Source organism: Arthrobacter sp. MYb227 (assembly GCF_002975435.1).
GTDB lineage: Bacteria > Actinomycetota > Actinomycetes > Actinomycetales > Micrococcaceae > Paeniglutamicibacter.
This window is the reverse complement of the sequence record NZ_PCPT01000005.1, coordinates 63,708-79,696: the sequence shown is the minus strand read 5'-3', so window position 1 is coordinate 79,696 and position 15,989 is coordinate 63,708. Positions and strand designations below refer to the sequence as shown.

At 55.1% G+C, this 15,989-nt stretch carries 17 protein-coding genes; 10 read left to right on the top strand and 7 right to left on the bottom strand.

The features are described from left to right. Nucleotides 1–3: 3 nt before the first annotated feature. Together CQ018_RS11770 and CQ018_RS11765 are read right to left on the bottom strand one after the other, a co-directional pair. Nucleotides 4–720 carry a GNAT family N-acetyltransferase gene (locus CQ018_RS11770; protein ID WP_146111886.1) on the bottom strand — a complete coding sequence of 239 codons (717 nt, stop codon included), beginning with the start codon at nucleotides 718–720 and terminating at the stop codon, nucleotides 4–6. Nucleotides 721–855: 135 nt separating this feature from the next. Next, nucleotides 856–1,221 carry a hypothetical protein gene (locus tag CQ018_RS11765; RefSeq protein ID WP_105550207.1) on the bottom strand — a complete coding sequence of 122 codons (366 nt, stop codon included), beginning with the start codon at nucleotides 1,219–1,221 and terminating at the stop codon, nucleotides 856–858. A gap of 284 nt (nucleotides 1,222–1,505) precedes the next feature. Here CQ018_RS11765 and CQ018_RS11760 point away from each other — a divergent pair, with 284 nt between their 5' ends. The 9 genes from CQ018_RS11760 to CQ018_RS11715 all read left to right on the top strand — a co-directional run bounded on the left by CQ018_RS11760 (nucleotide 1,506) and on the right by CQ018_RS11715 (nucleotide 9,026). Beyond that, entirely contained in the window at nucleotides 1,506–1,715 is a 210-nt protein-coding gene (locus CQ018_RS11760) for a DUF4287 domain-containing protein (protein WP_105550206.1), read from the top strand. 12 nt (nucleotides 1,716–1,727) lie between these two features. Further along, complete coding sequence (locus CQ018_RS19865) at nucleotides 1,728–2,417, top strand: VC0807 family protein (protein WP_146111885.1); 690 nt, start codon at nucleotides 1,728–1,730, stop codon at nucleotides 2,415–2,417. Nucleotides 2,418–2,491: 74 nt separating this feature from the next. Continuing rightward, the gene (locus tag CQ018_RS11745; RefSeq protein WP_181149857.1) at nucleotides 2,492–3,448 is read left to right on the top strand and encodes a D-alanyl-D-alanine carboxypeptidase family protein; all 957 of its coding nucleotides are present in this window, start codon (nucleotides 2,492–2,494) and stop codon (nucleotides 3,446–3,448) included. Between the two features lie 66 nt (nucleotides 3,449–3,514). Then, the gene (locus CQ018_RS11740; protein WP_105550202.1) at nucleotides 3,515–5,161 is read left to right on the top strand and encodes an ABC-F family ATP-binding cassette domain-containing protein; all 1,647 of its coding nucleotides are present in this window, start codon (nucleotides 3,515–3,517) and stop codon (nucleotides 5,159–5,161) included. A gap of 508 nt (nucleotides 5,162–5,669) precedes the next feature. Next, nucleotides 5,670–6,272, top strand: a complete 603-nt coding sequence (locus tag CQ018_RS11735; RefSeq protein ID WP_146111884.1) for a hypothetical protein — start codon at nucleotides 5,670–5,672, stop codon at nucleotides 6,270–6,272. Between the two features lie 180 nt (nucleotides 6,273–6,452). Next, on the top strand, nucleotides 6,453–7,031 hold the full coding sequence (locus tag CQ018_RS11730; protein WP_105550200.1) for a GNAT family N-acetyltransferase: 579 nt from the start codon (nucleotides 6,453–6,455) through the stop codon (nucleotides 7,029–7,031). Between the two features lie 87 nt (nucleotides 7,032–7,118). Continuing rightward, nucleotides 7,119–7,655, top strand: coding sequence for a DUF488 family protein (locus tag CQ018_RS11725; protein ID WP_105550199.1), 537 nt, complete (start codon nucleotides 7,119–7,121; stop codon nucleotides 7,653–7,655). 76 nt (nucleotides 7,656–7,731) lie between these two features. Then, nucleotides 7,732–8,181 carry an HD domain-containing protein gene (locus CQ018_RS11720; RefSeq protein ID WP_105550198.1) on the top strand — a complete coding sequence of 150 codons (450 nt, stop codon included), beginning with the start codon at nucleotides 7,732–7,734 and terminating at the stop codon, nucleotides 8,179–8,181. A gap of 134 nt (nucleotides 8,182–8,315) precedes the next feature. Beyond that, nucleotides 8,316–9,026, top strand: coding sequence for a response regulator transcription factor (locus CQ018_RS11715; RefSeq protein WP_258142574.1), 711 nt, complete (start codon nucleotides 8,316–8,318; stop codon nucleotides 9,024–9,026). Between the two features lie 32 nt (nucleotides 9,027–9,058). On the opposite strand, the gene CQ018_RS11710 is transcribed toward CQ018_RS11715, so the two are convergent. Beyond that, the gene (locus tag CQ018_RS11710) at nucleotides 9,059–10,573 is read right to left on the bottom strand and encodes a sensor histidine kinase (RefSeq protein ID WP_105550197.1); all 1,515 of its coding nucleotides are present in this window, start codon (nucleotides 10,571–10,573) and stop codon (nucleotides 9,059–9,061) included. Nucleotides 10,574–10,848: 275 nt separating this feature from the next. Here CQ018_RS11710 and CQ018_RS11705 point away from each other — a divergent pair, with 275 nt between their 5' ends. Then, entirely contained in the window at nucleotides 10,849–11,223 is a 375-nt protein-coding gene (locus CQ018_RS11705) for a hypothetical protein (protein ID WP_105550196.1), read from the top strand. Between the two features lie 44 nt (nucleotides 11,224–11,267). On the opposite strand, the gene CQ018_RS11700 is transcribed toward CQ018_RS11705, so the two are convergent. From CQ018_RS11700 to nadC, 4 genes are all read right to left on the bottom strand, one after another. Continuing rightward, nucleotides 11,268–12,620, bottom strand: a complete 1,353-nt coding sequence (locus CQ018_RS11700; RefSeq protein ID WP_105550195.1) for a M20/M25/M40 family metallo-hydrolase — start codon at nucleotides 12,618–12,620, stop codon at nucleotides 11,268–11,270. Between the two features lie 78 nt (nucleotides 12,621–12,698). Next, nucleotides 12,699–13,859: a hypothetical protein gene (locus CQ018_RS11695; RefSeq protein WP_105550194.1), complete on the bottom strand. Its 1,161-nt coding sequence runs from the start codon at nucleotides 13,857–13,859 to the stop codon at nucleotides 12,699–12,701. A gap of 78 nt (nucleotides 13,860–13,937) precedes the next feature. Further along, nucleotides 13,938–15,083, bottom strand: a complete 1,146-nt coding sequence (locus CQ018_RS11690) for a cysteine desulfurase family protein (protein ID WP_105550193.1) — start codon at nucleotides 15,081–15,083, stop codon at nucleotides 13,938–13,940. Then, nucleotides 15,080–15,985, bottom strand: a complete 906-nt coding sequence (nadC, locus tag CQ018_RS11685) for a carboxylating nicotinate-nucleotide diphosphorylase (protein WP_105550192.1) — start codon at nucleotides 15,983–15,985, stop codon at nucleotides 15,080–15,082. Before nadC ends, CQ018_RS11690 begins: the two co-directional genes overlap by 4 nt. Between the last annotated feature and the right edge of the window lie 4 nt (nucleotides 15,986–15,989).

Below are 15,989 nucleotides of genomic sequence, written 5' to 3'. Positions count from 1 at the left end.
CCGCTACACCCCAAATGGTGCTGCGTAGATAAACTTCCCTTGTGGAAGCTCCTTATCGCCCAGTTGTAGCGCCATGAAGTGGTCTCCCCATGAAACGTCTGAGGGAATGATGCCAGCAGGAATCGCAGGAACGTAACCAAACCGCGGGTAATACGTCGTATGCCCCAACAAAATAATGCCCCGTTCTCCTGCAGCGATCGCCCGGTCGCGGATCTCATTAAGCAACGCACCACCGATCCCCTTGCCCTGAAATTCTGGATCTACCGCGATGGGACCCAAACCCAAAAGCGGGACATCACCATCTAACCAACCGCGAGTTGCTATAACGTGGCCAACAATCTGATCTTCAACGAGTGCCACAACCGAGAACTGCTGAATGTATTCATCGCACGCATAAAGCTGCTCCAAAAGAGCAACTTCACCCGGTTCCCCCCCTTTTGCTTGGTCGGCAAAGGCTCTAGCTACTAGTTTGCTAATCGCGGGACGGTCTTCAAGTTCTTCGGTTCGTAGCAACATATTATGAACCTTATCGCGGTAATCGCCACGTGCTTTGTTTCTGCTTCGCGGCACACTCGGCGTATACGTCAATTTCTCGGCTCGCTTCCGCGCAGATGCTTCCCCAGCATCCCCTGAGAAGGAAGTTCTCAATTCCCCATACAAGGTCTGGATAATTGAGATTAGCTCCGAAGCACTCATATAAAACCACAATGCACCACGCACTTATGGTCGCTGACTATTCACTATTTCGACTAAAAGCGCCACATTGACCGTCTCGCACATGGATGTGGGACCCGGTCTCACCGGATCCCACATCGTCAATTTCCTACTTGGGCACTGCATGGAGGATTCACACTATTAGTGTGAACCTACCGCATGATGCTCGTGGTAAACCTTCATTGCTGGCTGAATTGCCAAGGCCGAAGCAGCAAGTGCTACAACACCTGGTACCCAGGTATTCCAAGCGACTCCCGGTGTGCCGGAGGCGAAGCTTCCCATCCAAGGGGCTGCAACGACTGCCAGAGCTACGATCACTTGAACCCATTCAGCAATCGGCTGACCCGTTGCCACCAGGTTAATTGCGCCAATGACGATCAGGGCGATACCGCCGCTGGTCATATAGGCGTTAGAGGAACCCACCGCATTGGTCCATGTCATGGCGAGCAGCGTGTAAACACCGGCTGCCACCACTAGCCAGTTCTGCCATTCAGTAAACCGCTTCATGGTCTAGATCTCCTTGCCTTTCATCATGTTCCCCGGTCCATTCGCATGCTGCTGGCACGTGATGCGGGAGGAACTCGCATGTGTACGCTCCTAGAATTTTCCTTGGTCTTGCGCGAATCGTAACCCGCTAGTTTCCGTGGTGGTTCTTTCGGCGTAATTTCATCTTGCTCCTGCGTGGCACGTGTCGCTAGGGTACAAAGTCACTCTCACCACACCAACTAGAAAACTTGCCTTCTTGCCGGCTTTCTCTTGTGACAGAAAGTCGATTGTGTTCGGATTGGATCATGAGCGAAGCGGCTAAAGGCCCCAGATCCTATTTCCCCTCCATCGAAGCAAAATATGGCCACCCCATTGGACACTGGATGAGCTTGCTCGATACTGTCACCGAAGCTAAACACCTTGAACAAGTGAATTGGCTGAAAACCGAGCACGGTATTGGCCACGGACACGCAAACGCAATGGTGCACGTGTACCGGGCAGAACACAACACCTAGCATCGCGAGCCCGTGCCACAACACCCTGATTCGACTGGTCAATCAGCACCACGTTCCACCAAACCTCGGTGGCTCGCGGCGCTATTATTCCTTGCTGCAATTGCGCTACCTCCAGCGCTCTACTATGTGTTGCGCGCCTTCGGCTTATCGATTTATCTAAGCTTGGTGATCGTCGCTGTCGCAACTGGGGTTCCGGCAATCTGGAGTTTGGTTCGCAGGCGCACAGGTGCCTCGATTATCACCACGTACTTTTCATTGGTGTCCTTGGCCGCAACGTTGCTGGCATTCATTCCCGGTTCACCACAATTCCTGATGGCAAGGGATGCAGCAATCACCGCGGGAACCGGGGCATGGTTCATATACTCAATACGCACCGAACGGCCCATCGTTTATACCTTCACTAGACCCCTGATTGAGGGTCGCATGCACTGGCCCGGCAATTGGGAAGTGCATTGGAAAGCTGCCCCACGGTTTCGACGCATGTGGAGGATCTCGACTGTGGTGTGGGGGCTAGGGTTTTTTCTTGATGCGGGACTACGTAGCTTCTTCGCCTACACCATTAATCCGGACATCGTCCCTGCACTGACAACAGCCATGTATCTTGGCACCAACATCGCCTTGATCATTATCAGCAATATCTTTTACATCTCCAGTGGGATCTTCAACCCACATTCAGCGCTATTTGCTACCGAAAGTGGCTAGGATACTTCCTAACGCCCCGGCTCCACCGATGATTGCGTATGGGGGTATTTGAACGAACTGGAAGTGAGAACTACATGCGTAAGGAACTACGTTTATCGGCACTCTTGGCCACAGCGTTGCTGACGGTATCGCTTTCTTTCACTTCTGGTTCGGCACTTGCGCTGAGCACACCATCAACAAGCGTCCAACTGGTTGACTCCGTTTTGGTTTCCCAGAGCCAACAGCTTGCCAACAAAAAACCGGTTCCACGCGACCCGGCCAAGATCAACGTGCTGGTTAACAAGAAATATCCGTTGATTCCCAAGAACTACAAACCAAAAACGTCAACGATTTCAGGTACCGGAATCGAACTTCAAATTCAGACGGCAACCGCCTACCGAAAGTTGGCTAAGGCCGCGAAGAAGGACGGTGTGAATATCAAGCTCACCTCCGGCTACCGGTCGTATGCGACGCAGAGCTACCTCATGGACAAATATACTCGGCAATATGGCTCCGCCTACGCCCAACGAATTGCCGCCAAACCAGGTACCTCGGAGCACCAAACCGGACTAACGGTTGATGTTGGAAACTACAACCGTAAATGCGCCTTGCAGGCATGCTTCGAATCCACTCAGGTGGGTAGATGGATGGCTAAGAATGCCTCCAAGCATGGTTTTATTCTGCGCTACCCCAAGGGGCAGGAGAAAGTCACCGGCTACAACTACGAGCCTTGGCATTTCCGCTATGTTGGTACTGAACAGGCCAAAGACATGGCCAAAAAGAAATCAAAGACCCTCGAGCACTACTACGGTGTTGCTTCTTCACCCAAGCCCGCACCCACCAAAACTTCCCCGAAAAACTCATCCAGCAGCTCCACCAAGGTAACCACCGCCAATCTGAACCTACGCAAGTCTGCCAATACTTCCTCGGCCGTCTTGCTCACCGCTAAAAAGGGAACCAAGGTCTCGCTTACCGGCAAGAAATCGGGAACCTGGGTTCAAGTAAAGATTGGTACGCGAACCGGATGGATGAGCTCGGCCTACCTACGCTAGCTAGTTGCCTGTGCCCCAGTTCACCAGTGGTCGGGCGCGGCAGTGTGAACTGTCTAAACTAGTTTCATGACTGCAACACTCGTGGCCAAGGATCTTGCCGGTGGCCACGCCCACCGAACCCTCTTCTCCGCACTGAGCTTTACCGTAACTCCGGGAGACGTCATCGGCGTGGTGGGTGCCAACGGTGCCGGTAAATCCACGCTCCTGCGCCTACTTGCAGGTGTTGATGAGCCACTGGGTGGCAGTGTCTCAAGCGCACCCGATGGCGCGTTCATTGGCTGGCTACCCCAGGAACACGAACGCATCATTGGTGAAACCATTGAGGGCTATCTTGCGCGCCGCACCGGGTGTGCAGCGGCAACCACTGCCATGGAATCTACTGCCGAGGCACTGGGTTCTGGCGCACCGGGTGCCGATGATGCCTACGCGCTCGCCTTTGATCACTGGATGGCTTCGGGGGCCATGGATCTTGAGGACCGCGCACCGGGGATCCTTGCCGAGCTCGGTTTTGATCTGCCGACCGATACGCTCATGACCGCGCTTTCCGGTGGCCAGGTTGCCCGCGTTGCTTTGGCCGCGTTGCTGCTCTCCCGCTTTGATCTTGTGTTGCTTGATGAGCCGACAAATGATCTTGATCTGGCCGGGCTCGAACGTCTTGAATCCTTTGTTTCCTCACTGCGAACCGGTGTGGTGTTGGTTTCCCACGACCGTGAATTCTTGGCCCGCTGCGTCACGCGCATCGTTGAATTAGATCTGGCGCAGAACTCGGTTGCCGTGTACGACGGTGGCTACGACTCCTACCTTGAAGAACGTGCCATCAATCGTCGCCATGCTCGCGAGGCCTATGATGAGTTCGCCGACAAGAAAGCCGATCTTGTTTCTCGTGCCCGCACCCAACGTGAATGGTCTTCGGCAGGTGTCCGCAATGCAATGAAAAAGGCACCGGATAATGACAAAATTCGGCGCAAGGCAAACTCCGAGTCTTCGGAAAAGCAGGCGCAAAAGGTCCGTCAAATGGAATCACGCATTGCCCGCCTGGATGAGGTTGCCGAGCCTCGCAAGGAATGGGTTTTGCAATTTGAGATTGCCTCGGCCCCGCGTGGTTCAACGGTTGTTTCAACGCTCAATGATGTTTCGATCACCCGTGGGGATTTCACCCTCGGTCCGGTCTCTGCCCAGGTAAGCGCCGGAGATCGCATCGGTATCACCGGCCCCAATGGTGCAGGAAAATCAACACTGCTGAATCTGCTGTTGGGTCATCTTGCCCCGGATACGGGTTCGGCGTCATTGGGTTCCTCGGTGGCCATTGGCGAGATTGATCAGGCGCGTAGTTACCTGGGCGAAGACGTGGCGCTGGGCGAAGCTTTCGAGTTGGCGGTTCCGGAAATGTCGCCCGCCGATGCCCGTACCTTGCTCGCCAAGTTTGGGCTCAAGGCACACCAGACGGCTTCCTTGGTACGGGATTTGTCCCCGGGCGAGCGTACCCGTTCGGGTCTCGCGCTACTTCAGGCTCGTGGGGTCAACCTGCTGGTGCTTGATGAGCCAACCAACCACCTTGATCTACCGGCCATCGAACAACTCGAAGAGGCACTCGAGGCCTACGATGGTGCACTTCTTTTGGTCACGCACGACCGTCGTTTACTAGATAATGTCAGGCTCGATCAGCGCTGGATGGTCGAAAACGGCAAGGTACGCATCGGGATTAATTCCTAGTTGGCTGGGTTTACAGACGTGTAAAGGCGAGTTCAAGGATTTTGGGCCCACCCCAATTGGCACCAGCACGAATGCTGAACGGATGATTTAGTCTGGCCATCAGGTTTGAGTGCTGTAACCCAGTCATTCTTGGTCCAGCTGCAAAGGAAAGTCTGGTTATGAGTCCGCTTCCGCCAATTTTCCGAGCTCATTCCAAAGTTGGGGCGTGAGCAGTTAGCTCACGCAGTATACTTGCTCAGCTCCAGCTTTTTCTTCAATAGCTGTATCACTCCGCGGGTTTAATTCCCGATCCGCTGCAGAGGAAGTTCGAGAAATAGTCGATCGATTGAAGGCTCGGGCCACATATAGCCGAAAACTTACTAAACTCAAAGACTTTGGACTACTTGTAGTTCAGGGGCGTTCGGCTCCCCTACCCCTGCAGAGACCAGGACGAGGGGGTTTCGTTCTGTCTTTGGTACGTGAGCAACGTCTGTACGCCGTGCAAGAACGAACTCTACTGGACAATGCCTTGGAACTCGCAGCACCTATGAATCATGGCTCAATTGCTACGGCAATTTCCGGAGGATGGTCGGCGACGGAGGCTTTGTTACTGCGTGGCGATGACGAGAGCGAGGAAGGTCGTGGCGTACTTGCAGCAGACCGGATGGCAGCGTTGACCGCATGCTCGTGGCCTCGTCCAGAACTCACAACACTTTCTTACGCACATGCTCCAGAGGAAACTGACGTCCTTTCAAAAAAGATGGCTAATCTCGGCGAGGAATCTACTAACCGGGATCGTGCACAGTTAGTCGCAGGATGGATTCATTCCGGGAACTCTCTAGTTCTCCCAAATGCATCTGATCGCGCTGCAGAGGAACGCGTGAAACGTTTGCTGACAAACCCGTCAGGTACTTTAATGGAAGCAAAAAAGCATATGGTCTCAGCAATGCGTCGGCTGTATCGGCATCGAAATCTTGTTCTGCATGGTGGTGCGACTCATCTCGAAACGCTTTCCATGACACTTAGAACAGTAACCCCGTTGCTTGGCGCGGGCTTAGATCGGATTGCGCACGCCGCGATCGTGCAGGGTCAACCCCTGCAGAACTCGCGACAAAGGCCGAATTACGTCTGAATCTGCTTCGGTCCGCTGACAGTCGACCCGCTCTAGTTGATCTATTGGAGTAGAAATAGATCTCCAGCTGCTAAGAACAACCAGCCACGTAACAAAGCTGACAGCCGGTCAGAAATGCTTACAACCGCCCGATCTGGAGGTTATATATATCGAGCGTGGCAGCTGGGTGCACACTGATACATGAGCATCTTGCTACGCACCGAGCGGTTGATGTTGCGTGAATTCACCATGGCAGATCTTGAGGTGCTCGTGGAACTGGATTCGGATCCACAAGTCATGCATTTCATTACCAATGGTGTCCCGACGCCACGAGAAGAAATGCGGGACGAGGTTCTTCCCGCATTTCTGGATTACTATCGGCACACCCCGGGCTTCGGCTTTTGGGCCGCCGAGTCTACCAAGACTGGCGACTTCATGGGCTGGTTTCATCTACGCCCAGAACCCGGCGCATCCCCCACGGAACCCGAACTCGGCTACCGTCTTGCTCAGCGTTATTGGGGTTTGGGTTTGGCCACCGAAGGATCACGGGCACTTATTTCCCATGCCTTTAGCTTTCCGCACATCGAACGGGTCATCGCCAACACCATGGCCGTTCACGTAGCTTCACGCAAGGTGATGGAAAATTCCGGCATGAGATTGGTACGAACCTTACAGGCCGATTGGCCGGTGCATATTCCCGGTGATGAGCAGGGAGACGTGCAATACGCGATCACCCGTGCACAGTGGCTGGCGCTCAAAGATACGGCTTCCTGGATGTGATTAGGTGCGCTGTGCCCTTACGCTGAAGGTATTAGAGCGATTCACTTGCTGCGCATGCTGCCTAGTAACGGAAGGTTGGGGGTTCAAATGAGTGCCACCCGCATTTTTACCATCGGGCATTCAACGCATGAGCTCGAGGAATTCATTGACGTCTTGCGCACACACGGCATCAAACAGCTGGTGGACATCCGCACGATCCCGCGCTCCCGGCACAACCCACAATTCGATGGCGAAGATTTAGCACTCACCCTTCCAAAATCGGCAATTGCCTATCAGCGGCTCACAGAGCTCGGAGGGCTACGGCCCACCCACAAGGATTCAATCAATACTGGCTGGCACAACGAATCGTTCCGTGGTTATGCAGACTACATGCAAACCCAGCCCTTTCTCGAAGGCATCGATCGGCTCATAAGCCTTGCCGAATCAAATGATCTGGCCATCATGTGTGCCGAGGTTCTGCCCTGGCGTTGCCACCCCTCACTGATTGGAGACGCGCTGCTGATCCGCGGCATCGAAGTCCTCGATATTTTCTCCGCTACCAAGGTCAGCGCCCACACACTCACATCATTTGCACGCGTGGACGGACCGAATATCTCCTATCCGCCGGAGCAGAGAACCACCTAAATCAGCTCGTTGCGCCATTTGTCTTATGCTCTCGCTAAGCTCAAAGGGCAGGTTACCAACGTCCGGAAGGCAGATCATGAGCCAGCAAAGTTATCTACAGATTGCACAAGATATCGCGTGTAACGCACACCTTGGTCAGACGGATAAGGCCGGAGCGGACTATATCCTGCATCCCGAACGCGTGGCCGCGACCGTACGCGGGCTGGGTGGCGATGATTGCGCAGTTGCCGCGGCATGGCTTCACGACGTCCTGGAGGATTGCGACGTCACCGCCGAAGATCTAACGGCAGCGGAAATCCCTGCCCAGGTTATTACCGCAGTGCAGGCGGTGACCAAACGTTCTGGCGAACCACTCGATGACTATTGCGCTCGCGTAGCAGCGAACCCCACCGCATTGCTCGTTAAGCGCGGTGATTTGGCGGATAACACAGACCCGGCCCGCACCGCCCTTTTGCCGCAGGATGTACAAGAACGACTTGCGCGCAAGTATGACCGGGTCAGGACCCTGCTGGGTCTGCAGGCGTAATCCTCGATAACTCTCGTGGCAGGCTGGTACTTTTCCACGTCGGGTCTTTGGCCCCTTGCCCAGAGACCATGCCGCGGCCAAGAATTGAAATACTAGGTGAAACCTCAAACTCTTCGGGATCGGAAGTGGCGGACATGGACGACGCAACGGCAGCAGGTTCCCCCGCACTCCCCCCGGCAGAAGAACCCGCAACGGCTCCCATTCGCGTATTTATCCTTGATGATCACGAACTTGTACGCCGCGGGCTTGCCGAGTTACTCGAGGGTGAAGGATTCGAAGTGGTTGGCACTTCTGGCAGCGCCAAGGATGCCCGCAAACAAATCCCGGCCCTACGCCCAGATGTTTCGGTACTCGATGCACGGCTCCCCGACGGGACAGGAATCGAGGTGTGCCGCGATGTACGTTCCATCGATGGAACATTAAACTGCCTGATCCTGACCAGCTACGACGATGAACAAGCACTGCGCGGAGCGGTTCTTGCCGGTGCCGTGGGCTACGTTCTCAAACAAATTGCCGGCAACGATCTGATCGGCGCGCTACGCAGGGCAGCACGCGGAGAATCATTATTCACCCCCGGGCTCAAACAACGCATCATCTCCGGACTTTTCACCCACGACAATCCGGACCCACGCATGCGACTACTCACGGCTCAGGAACGTCGAGTTCTTGAACTTGTGGGTGAGGGCATGAGCAATAGACAAATCGGCGAGCGCATGCGTTTGGCGGAGAAGACGGTGAAGAATTACGTCTCTTCAATGCTGGCGAAATTGGGGTTTGAATCGCGTACGCAGGCTGCTGTTTTTGTTACTCATCCGCCCGCTGGGCCACATGATGGCGGGACCTGAGCGGGTTGCAGCTTGTACGGTCGCTGGTTGGTTTAGTTGGCCGGGAGCGGGATTGCCCAGGTGAGGAGCGTGCCTTCGCTGGGATCGGTGTTGATGGTGAGGTTTCCGCCGAGTTCGCTGGCGCGTTGGCGCATATTTGCTATTCCGCTTTCCGAGTTTGGTGTGCTGATTCCCATTCCGTCATCGTTCACCGTGAGTTCGAGGCTTTGCTTCTTGATTCTTACATCGATAGACAGGGTGTGTGCGTGGGCGTGGCGCACCACGTTGGTGATTGATTCGGTGATGACCGCTTGCAGGTGGGCGAGCAGGGTTTCATCGTTTAGCGTGTCCAGCCCATCTCCCAGGTGCACTCGCGGGGTGAAGGTGAGCGATTCGCTGGCGAGTTTGATGGTGCGCAGGATTCGACTGCTGGGTTGTTCATGGTCTTCGGTGCCGGTGCGTAGCGAGTAGATGGTGGCACGTAGCTCGGCGATGGTGGTGTCGAGTTCTTGGGCAATGCTTTGGGCGCGTTCGCGGGTTTTGTCAGTGGGTAGGTGTTTGGCCAGTGCGCTGATGCTTAGTCCTGCCGCGAAGATGCGTTGGATGACTATGTCATGTAGGTCCCTGGCGATGCGTTCGCGTTCTAGGTAGAGGCGTACCTCCTCGTGTAGGTGATGTGCTTGGACTAAGCCGATGCCTTGGGCGGTATTGGATGCGAAGATTTGGGCCATTTGGGTTTCGATGGGCCGATAACTTGGTTGTCCCAATTCCCTGATCATGAGCAAGATTCCGTAATGAGTGTTTCGGGCATGGAGTTCGGTGAGCAGGGTATGTCCGCCATCGGCAATTTCGCCCAGGGGTAGTACGGGTTCGGGTCTCATGAGGAGCAGTGTGCCGGTGTCATCACGCGGTTTGGGCCATTCAGTGGCGTTCTTGGTGATAATGCGACCGGCGAGGCTTGGGTGAACGTTCTGGCTAATCCCCGCGATGCGGTAGGAATGTTTCTGCGTTTCGCTTTCTCCCAAGGGAGTGAGGATGAATGAGTATTTTGCTCTCGCTTCTTGGCGGGCTAGCTCTGCAACATTGTCCAGTCCCCGGGTTTGTTGCTTATCCCCGCCCAGAAGTGATCCGATGGTGGCAGTAGCTTCGAGCCAGCGGACCCGATCCGAGGTGTCTTGGTAGAGTTGGGCATTTTCTAGGGCCACTCCGGCGGCTCCGGCGAGCGCTGAGGCGAGTTCCTTATCGTATTTGGAGTAACGGTCTTTGCCGTTCTTGGGCCCTAGGGTTAGTTTGCCTAGGCGTTCTCCACGGGTTTTGAGCTCTATGCGTAGGCGTTTGGGTTCTTCGTGGTGTGAGATGTCAATAAGTTCTAGGGCATCTTTGCCTTTAGCGATTTGTCCTTGGGCCTGAGTGGCGCCGGTGAGTTCGAGTAGTCCGGCGGTCGCGCCGAAGGTATTCATTGCTTCAATGACTAATTGGTGGGCTATGACATCGACACTGAGGTCTGCGGTGACATTTGCCATGGAGGCTAGGAGTTCGCGGACTCGTGCGTCGCTTCGTTTAGACATGTTCGCTTAAGCTCGTTTCCCTCGCCTGGTCTTCCACTAGCTGCCACCTATGCGCCACGATACTCGTATCTATAGCCATGGGGCAGGTGCGCTTCACTCGCACCCCATGGCTTTTGCCTTCAGGATGTGGCAATGGGCAGAATGGCGCATGAGTGCCACAAACAAACAGCTAGAACGTATGTTCTAGTAAGGTTTTTTGATTCACTGTTCGCTACTCCTATCCGACGCGTGACATGCTTAGTCTGAGATTATTGAGCGTCGCTGGGAGATAGCACATGAATAAGACCGAGAAGCAGTTCAAAGCCATTACCGATCAACTTGCCCACTGGGCCAAGAAAACAAAGGTCGAGTACCCGCAACATCTTGAAGACTCTCTTCGATCTGCCCTCGACAAGCTTGATGTCCAGGCGTTCTCCACAGCATCGAAAGATGTTCTTTCAACACTCGAGGGCCGGAAGAGGCATGCCAAGCAGGCCGGCAAGTCCATCGGCAAGTCCGCGGCTACCCTGCAGCGTACTTATATGAAATCTACCCAGGACTCGGTGACACCCAAGGGTTCCGGCGCGCTCTATGGTCTAGGGGCTACTGCGCTGATCATTGCCGCATGCTTGGCCGCCATGTGGCGAGCAACCCGTTCAAATAACGCTTAGGCACGTTCCGCGGCGCCGATACATCCCTTACCCCCCTCCAGCATTTACAGTGCCTTGAGTAGTTTCGAGTAAAACTGCACGCCCTTGGCCAATTCTTCGATGGCAACCGATTCATTGGTTCCGTGAATGGCACCACGCTGTTGTTTGTCCATAGCCAGCGGGGCAAAGCGGTAGACATGCTCACTTATGCCGGTAAAGAACCGTGAGTCGGTTGCGGCCATCATGAGGTACGGAACGGGCAGTGCTTCGGGGTGAGAGTCCTTCATACAGGATTCAATAAGCGCGAACTGATCGCTGTCCACGGGTGAAATGGGTGAGGGCTCCGAGGCGGTAAGTACCGTGTGCTTGATCTGAGGATCGGAAATGCGTTTTCGGATCCCCTCCACGGTTGAGGCAACCGATTCGGTGACCGAAATACGGATATTCAGCGTGACCGCAGCACGGCGCGCCAGCACGTTGGTGCCATCACTTCCTTCAAGCTCCGTTGCCGCAACCGTGGTACGAACCATGGCTGCAGGTTCCGCGCCAACCCGCGCCAACAGCTCACCCGGAAGCCGTCCGGGTCTGGCAATGGTTTTCAAGACCGTACCAGTAACACCGGGAGTGTTCTCCCCTAGGCGTTTGAACATTGCTTCGGTTACCGGATGAATGATTGCCGGGAATGGCTTGCGTTGCAATCTGGTAATAGCTCGTGCAATTCGCTGCACAGCGCCAAAGTTTGGTGGTGCCGACGCGTGTCCACCCGAGTCTTGTGCCTCAAGTAGGAGGTCCATGATCCCCTTTTCACTCACACCAATGACTCCCACCGGAATCTTCACCCCCGGGAATGCTTCATGAGCGATTGCCCCGCCTTCATCGATGACCATCCACGGCGTGATACCTCGGTTGCGCAAAAATTCAACAGCCTCGGTGGCCGTTGGACCGGCAATTTCCTCGCAATCCCCAAAGAAGAAGTAGACGTCTTGCCTCGGGGTGAAATCGATCTGGGCGAGTTCTTCGGCGGCCTGCAGGATGCAGGTGAGGTCGCCCTTGTCATCGAGAACTCCGCGGCCGTGGATCCACCCATTGGCAATAATTCCCTCAAAGGGAGCGAATTCCCAGTCCGCTTCGCTTTCCACCGGGACCACATCTTGGTGCGCCATCAAGACAAGTGGCTTTGCATCGGATTGCCCTTTCCAGTGCCACAGTTGTCCGGTGATCCCCACGGTATGCTGCTCAACGACATCGGCGATAGCCGGGAAGAGCTGATTCAGCAGTTCCACATGACGGGTGAACTCAGCACGGTCTTCTTCATCGCGGTCCGGGTGCGAGACCGTACGGCATTGAATGAGCTGCGCAAGCTTTTCGGCAATTTGTATTGGGCTTACCTGTGACGCAAAAGATGAGGTGGCGGTCATATTCGCCAGTCTATGCCGGGCTCACCGCTACTTGTCTATGCTTCCATCAAATAGTGGGCACCCTTAATTTCTGAACCGCTACCGTATTTCACTGCCTGCATTCCCAGGCGTCCGAGAATCCCAGATCTCCTGCAGATACTCGAGCGTAAATTCAAGGACTCCTATCAGCGAGGAAGCATTCGTTTGTTCGCGGTCGAAACTGGCCGAAGCCTGCAGGCGGAATGCCTTGTCCCGATTAAAACCCGGATTAAGCCCTCCAAAATGATCTTCGAAGCGACTAGTCCCATCCCATGAATTCAGTGCGGCTTCCCAATCGCCCTTGGCCGCAGGCCGACCCGATTTGTGAAGATTCACTCCTGCAAATAGTTCCAGCTGACCTTTTGCCTCAACGTATTCTTTGAGCGCGTCACAACGTAATCCTGCATCAATCGAGTTTGCAGCTTTCCACACGTGGATTCCATCCCAAGGACCGTCCAGCCCAAATCGCAGAACCGCCCGGTTAGCACTAAAGCGTGCCTCGGCGATGAAAAATAGGTCCTCAGTTTCGGCGATTGGTAGCCACGTTTGAATAATGGCATTTCCACCCCCAAGCGTGACATCCGCATGAGCCTGAATATCTTGCTTCTTGAAGTTTTCACGAATTGTACGGGTAATGATTCGCATTTCATCTGCAGTTCGGACCTCAGAAAATTGTCGAGAACCTGGTTCGCCAGGACCAAGAAACACTCCTGCAACGAGTTTTTGCCGCTTGTTAAATACCTCGAAAATATCCGCTGCCAATTTACGGGCAAGGAGTACTTCCGAAGATTTCCAACGGCCAAATAGATCATCCAGCCGGACTATCTCCCAAAGGTTAGAAGGCCGCTCATTGTCGGGGTCGAGAGATACTAAGAATAGGCTGGCATTTCTCGAGTCGGCCCAACCTTCGTATTTTGCTTGTTGCTCTACACTTATCTGATGCCCTAATTTGAGCTCAATTGCCACAAGTTCAGAATCCGGCCCCGTCAGAAGCAGGTCCCCACTCCCCTTGTGGTTTTTACTCAGCAATGAGAACTCGCGGTGGGCTTCAAAAGGCTCAAACCCTACTAATTCGACCCATGGACTGGCATCGAGAATAGTAAGGTACTGCAACAGATCAGATACATTCGTCTCACGATTCAATAGGCGTTCTATGCCTTCGGATCCGTTGAGTCGACTAGCAGCTTTGGGCTCCGAATAAGTTTCCGCACTATTACTCATAGTGCAATCCAATCAGCTCGAGGCAAAAAACCTAACGATGACATGGTCTTTTGATCAAATGATTCTCTTGTTGGACGGCTAGTCCCCGGCAATCGCCTTCACGGCTGCGACAGCCGCCCGTGCTGCGGTTGCTATCTCGGCTTCTTTCACATTGCGGGTAAAGCTCAGGCGTACGGCTGTGTGCGCAATTTCCTCGTCGTAGCCCAGAGCCAACAACACATGCGAAGCATCCGTAGACCCTGCGGCGCATGCAGAGCCGGAGGAGCAGACAACTCCGCGTCGTTCGAGTTCCAGCAGCACGGTCTCTCCCCCGGTTTCCGGGAAGATGAAAGACACGATGCCCGGCACGCGCTGGATCCGATCTCCGGTGAGGATTGCGCGAGTGCGTCCCTCGGTGTTCAGCCCAGTGAGCACCGTATTGATGAAATACTCACCATAGCTTTGTGCGGTGCCAGCTGCATTACTTTGCGCGGCATGTACCATCGCAGTTGCCGTGGAAACGGCTCCCGCAACGTTTTCGGTACCCGAGCGCCGTTCACGTTCCTGCCCACCACCGTGAACCAAGGGTTCAAGCGCAAGCTTGCCGCGAACCATGAGCAACCCGGCTCCTTTGAGCCCACCGATCTTGTGCCCGGAAATACTGAGCGCGTCAACATTTCTAGCGATTTCTGCCATATCCAACCAGCCAGCGGCCTGTACCCCATCACAATGAACTAAGGCACCCACAGCGCGAGCAGCAGCGGAAACTTCTCCGATGGGCTGAATGGTCCCCACCTCATTGTTGACCGCCATGACAGAAACCAACGTTGTGTCGGGACGCAATAAGTTTTCCAGCGCCGTCAGATCAACTAGTCCATTTGAAGTCACTGGAACTACATCCACACTAAATCCGTGATGCTTTTCAAGATAGTGAGCGGCCTCGGTGACCGAGGGATGCTCGATCGCCGAGATCAGCACATGCCTACCGCGCGGGTTAGCCAGCGCGAGACCCTTGAGCGCCAGGTTATTTGACTCGGTGCCGCCGGAGGTAAAAACAATGTCCCCGCTACGCACTCCCAAGACCTTTGCGGCGGCGGTGCGTGCATAGTCAAGGGCTCGAGCAGCGCTTTGGCCCATTTCATGGGTGCTTGACGGGTTCCCGTAGTCGCTGGTCAACAACGGGATAATGACGTCGAGCACCTCCTGGCGGACCGGAGTGGTGGCAGCTGCGTCAAGGTAGATCATGGTGTGGGTGTTTCAATCCTGATATCTAGGCCAAGGTCGAGGGCACGTACCGAGTGGGTGAGTGCGCCGGAGGAAATCACGTCAACTCCGGTGGCTGCGATTGACGCAACGGTGTCCAGTTTGACGTTGCCGGAGGCCTCAACGAGGGCCGTCCCGTTGATCCGGGCAACACCTGTGGCAAGGTCTTCGAGCGTGAAGTTATCCAACATGATGGTATCTATTCCGGCGGCCAGAACCGCATCGAGTTGGGTGAGCGAATCAATTTCCACCTCGAAGTGGGTGGTATGTCCCAGCTGGGCGCGGGCGGCGAGCAGCGCCGCGGTCAGCTCCTCGCCGGTGCCCAGCAGCGCTAGGTGGTTGTCCTTGGCCATCACCGCGTCGGAGAGGTTATCTCGGTGGTTGTGTCCGCCACCGCAACGCACGGCATAACGTTCAAGGGCACGTAATCCCGGGGTGGTTTTTCGGGTGTCAACAATGCGTGCCTTGGTTCCGGCGGCTTCCTTGACGAACGCCGCGGTAGCCGTGGCAATGCCCGAGAGGCGCTGCAACAAGTTGAGGCCCACACGTTCCCCGGCCAGCAGGCCGCGGGCCGGACCGGTCACGGTGATCAGGGTATCGCCCTTCGCAAAAGCGTCACCATCGGCGAGCGCCGCGACCAGTTCCAGCGCCGGGTCGGTGAGTTTCATCGCGGCAATGAAGGTTTCTAGACCCGCACAGATACCGGGTTCACGGGCGATCACCGCTGCCGTGGCCTGGATGTGGGCCGGGATCAGCACATTGCCGGTGAGATCGCCGCGTGGGTTATCTTCGGCGAGCGCCGCTGTGACGATCTGGTTGATCACCCGCTGTGGGACCGGCAGCGGGGTGAGGGATGTGGGTGTGCTGGTGAGTGTTTGCTGCATTATG

Excerpts from the sequence above, each read along its gene's own strand:
- CQ018_RS11730 (WP_105550200.1), top strand. The coding sequence starts at position 6,453 with ATGAGCATCTTGCTACGCACCGAGCGGTTGATGTTGCGTGAATTCACC.
- CQ018_RS11740 (WP_105550202.1), top strand. The coding sequence starts at position 3,515 with ATGACTGCAACACTCGTGGCCAAGGATCTTGCCGGTGGCCACGCCCAC.
- CQ018_RS11760 (WP_105550206.1), top strand. The coding sequence starts at position 1,506 with ATGAGCGAAGCGGCTAAAGGCCCCAGATCCTATTTCCCCTCCATCGAA.
- CQ018_RS11690 (WP_105550193.1), bottom strand. The coding sequence starts at position 15,083 with ATGATCTACCTTGACGCAGCTGCCACCACTCCGGTCCGCCAGGAGGTG.
- CQ018_RS11705 (WP_105550196.1), top strand. The coding sequence starts at position 10,849 with ATGAATAAGACCGAGAAGCAGTTCAAAGCCATTACCGATCAACTTGCC.
- CQ018_RS11715 (WP_258142574.1), top strand. The coding sequence starts at position 8,316 with ATGGACGACGCAACGGCAGCAGGTTCCCCCGCACTCCCCCCGGCAGAA.
- CQ018_RS11695 (WP_105550194.1), bottom strand. The coding sequence starts at position 13,859 with ATGAGTAATAGTGCGGAAACTTATTCGGAGCCCAAAGCTGCTAGTCGA.
- CQ018_RS11700 (WP_105550195.1), bottom strand. The coding sequence starts at position 12,620 with ATGACCGCCACCTCATCTTTTGCGTCACAGGTAAGCCCAATACAAATT.
- CQ018_RS11725 (WP_105550199.1), top strand. The coding sequence starts at position 7,119 with ATGAGTGCCACCCGCATTTTTACCATCGGGCATTCAACGCATGAGCTC.
- CQ018_RS11745 (WP_181149857.1), top strand. The coding sequence starts at position 2,492 with ATGCGTAAGGAACTACGTTTATCGGCACTCTTGGCCACAGCGTTGCTG.
- CQ018_RS11720 (WP_105550198.1), top strand. The coding sequence starts at position 7,732 with ATGAGCCAGCAAAGTTATCTACAGATTGCACAAGATATCGCGTGTAAC.
- CQ018_RS11765 (WP_105550207.1), bottom strand. The coding sequence starts at position 1,221 with ATGAAGCGGTTTACTGAATGGCAGAACTGGCTAGTGGTGGCAGCCGGT.
- CQ018_RS11710 (WP_105550197.1), bottom strand. The coding sequence starts at position 10,573 with ATGTCTAAACGAAGCGACGCACGAGTCCGCGAACTCCTAGCCTCCATG.
- nadC (WP_105550192.1), bottom strand. The coding sequence starts at position 15,985 with ATGCAGCAAACACTCACCAGCACACCCACATCCCTCACCCCGCTGCCG.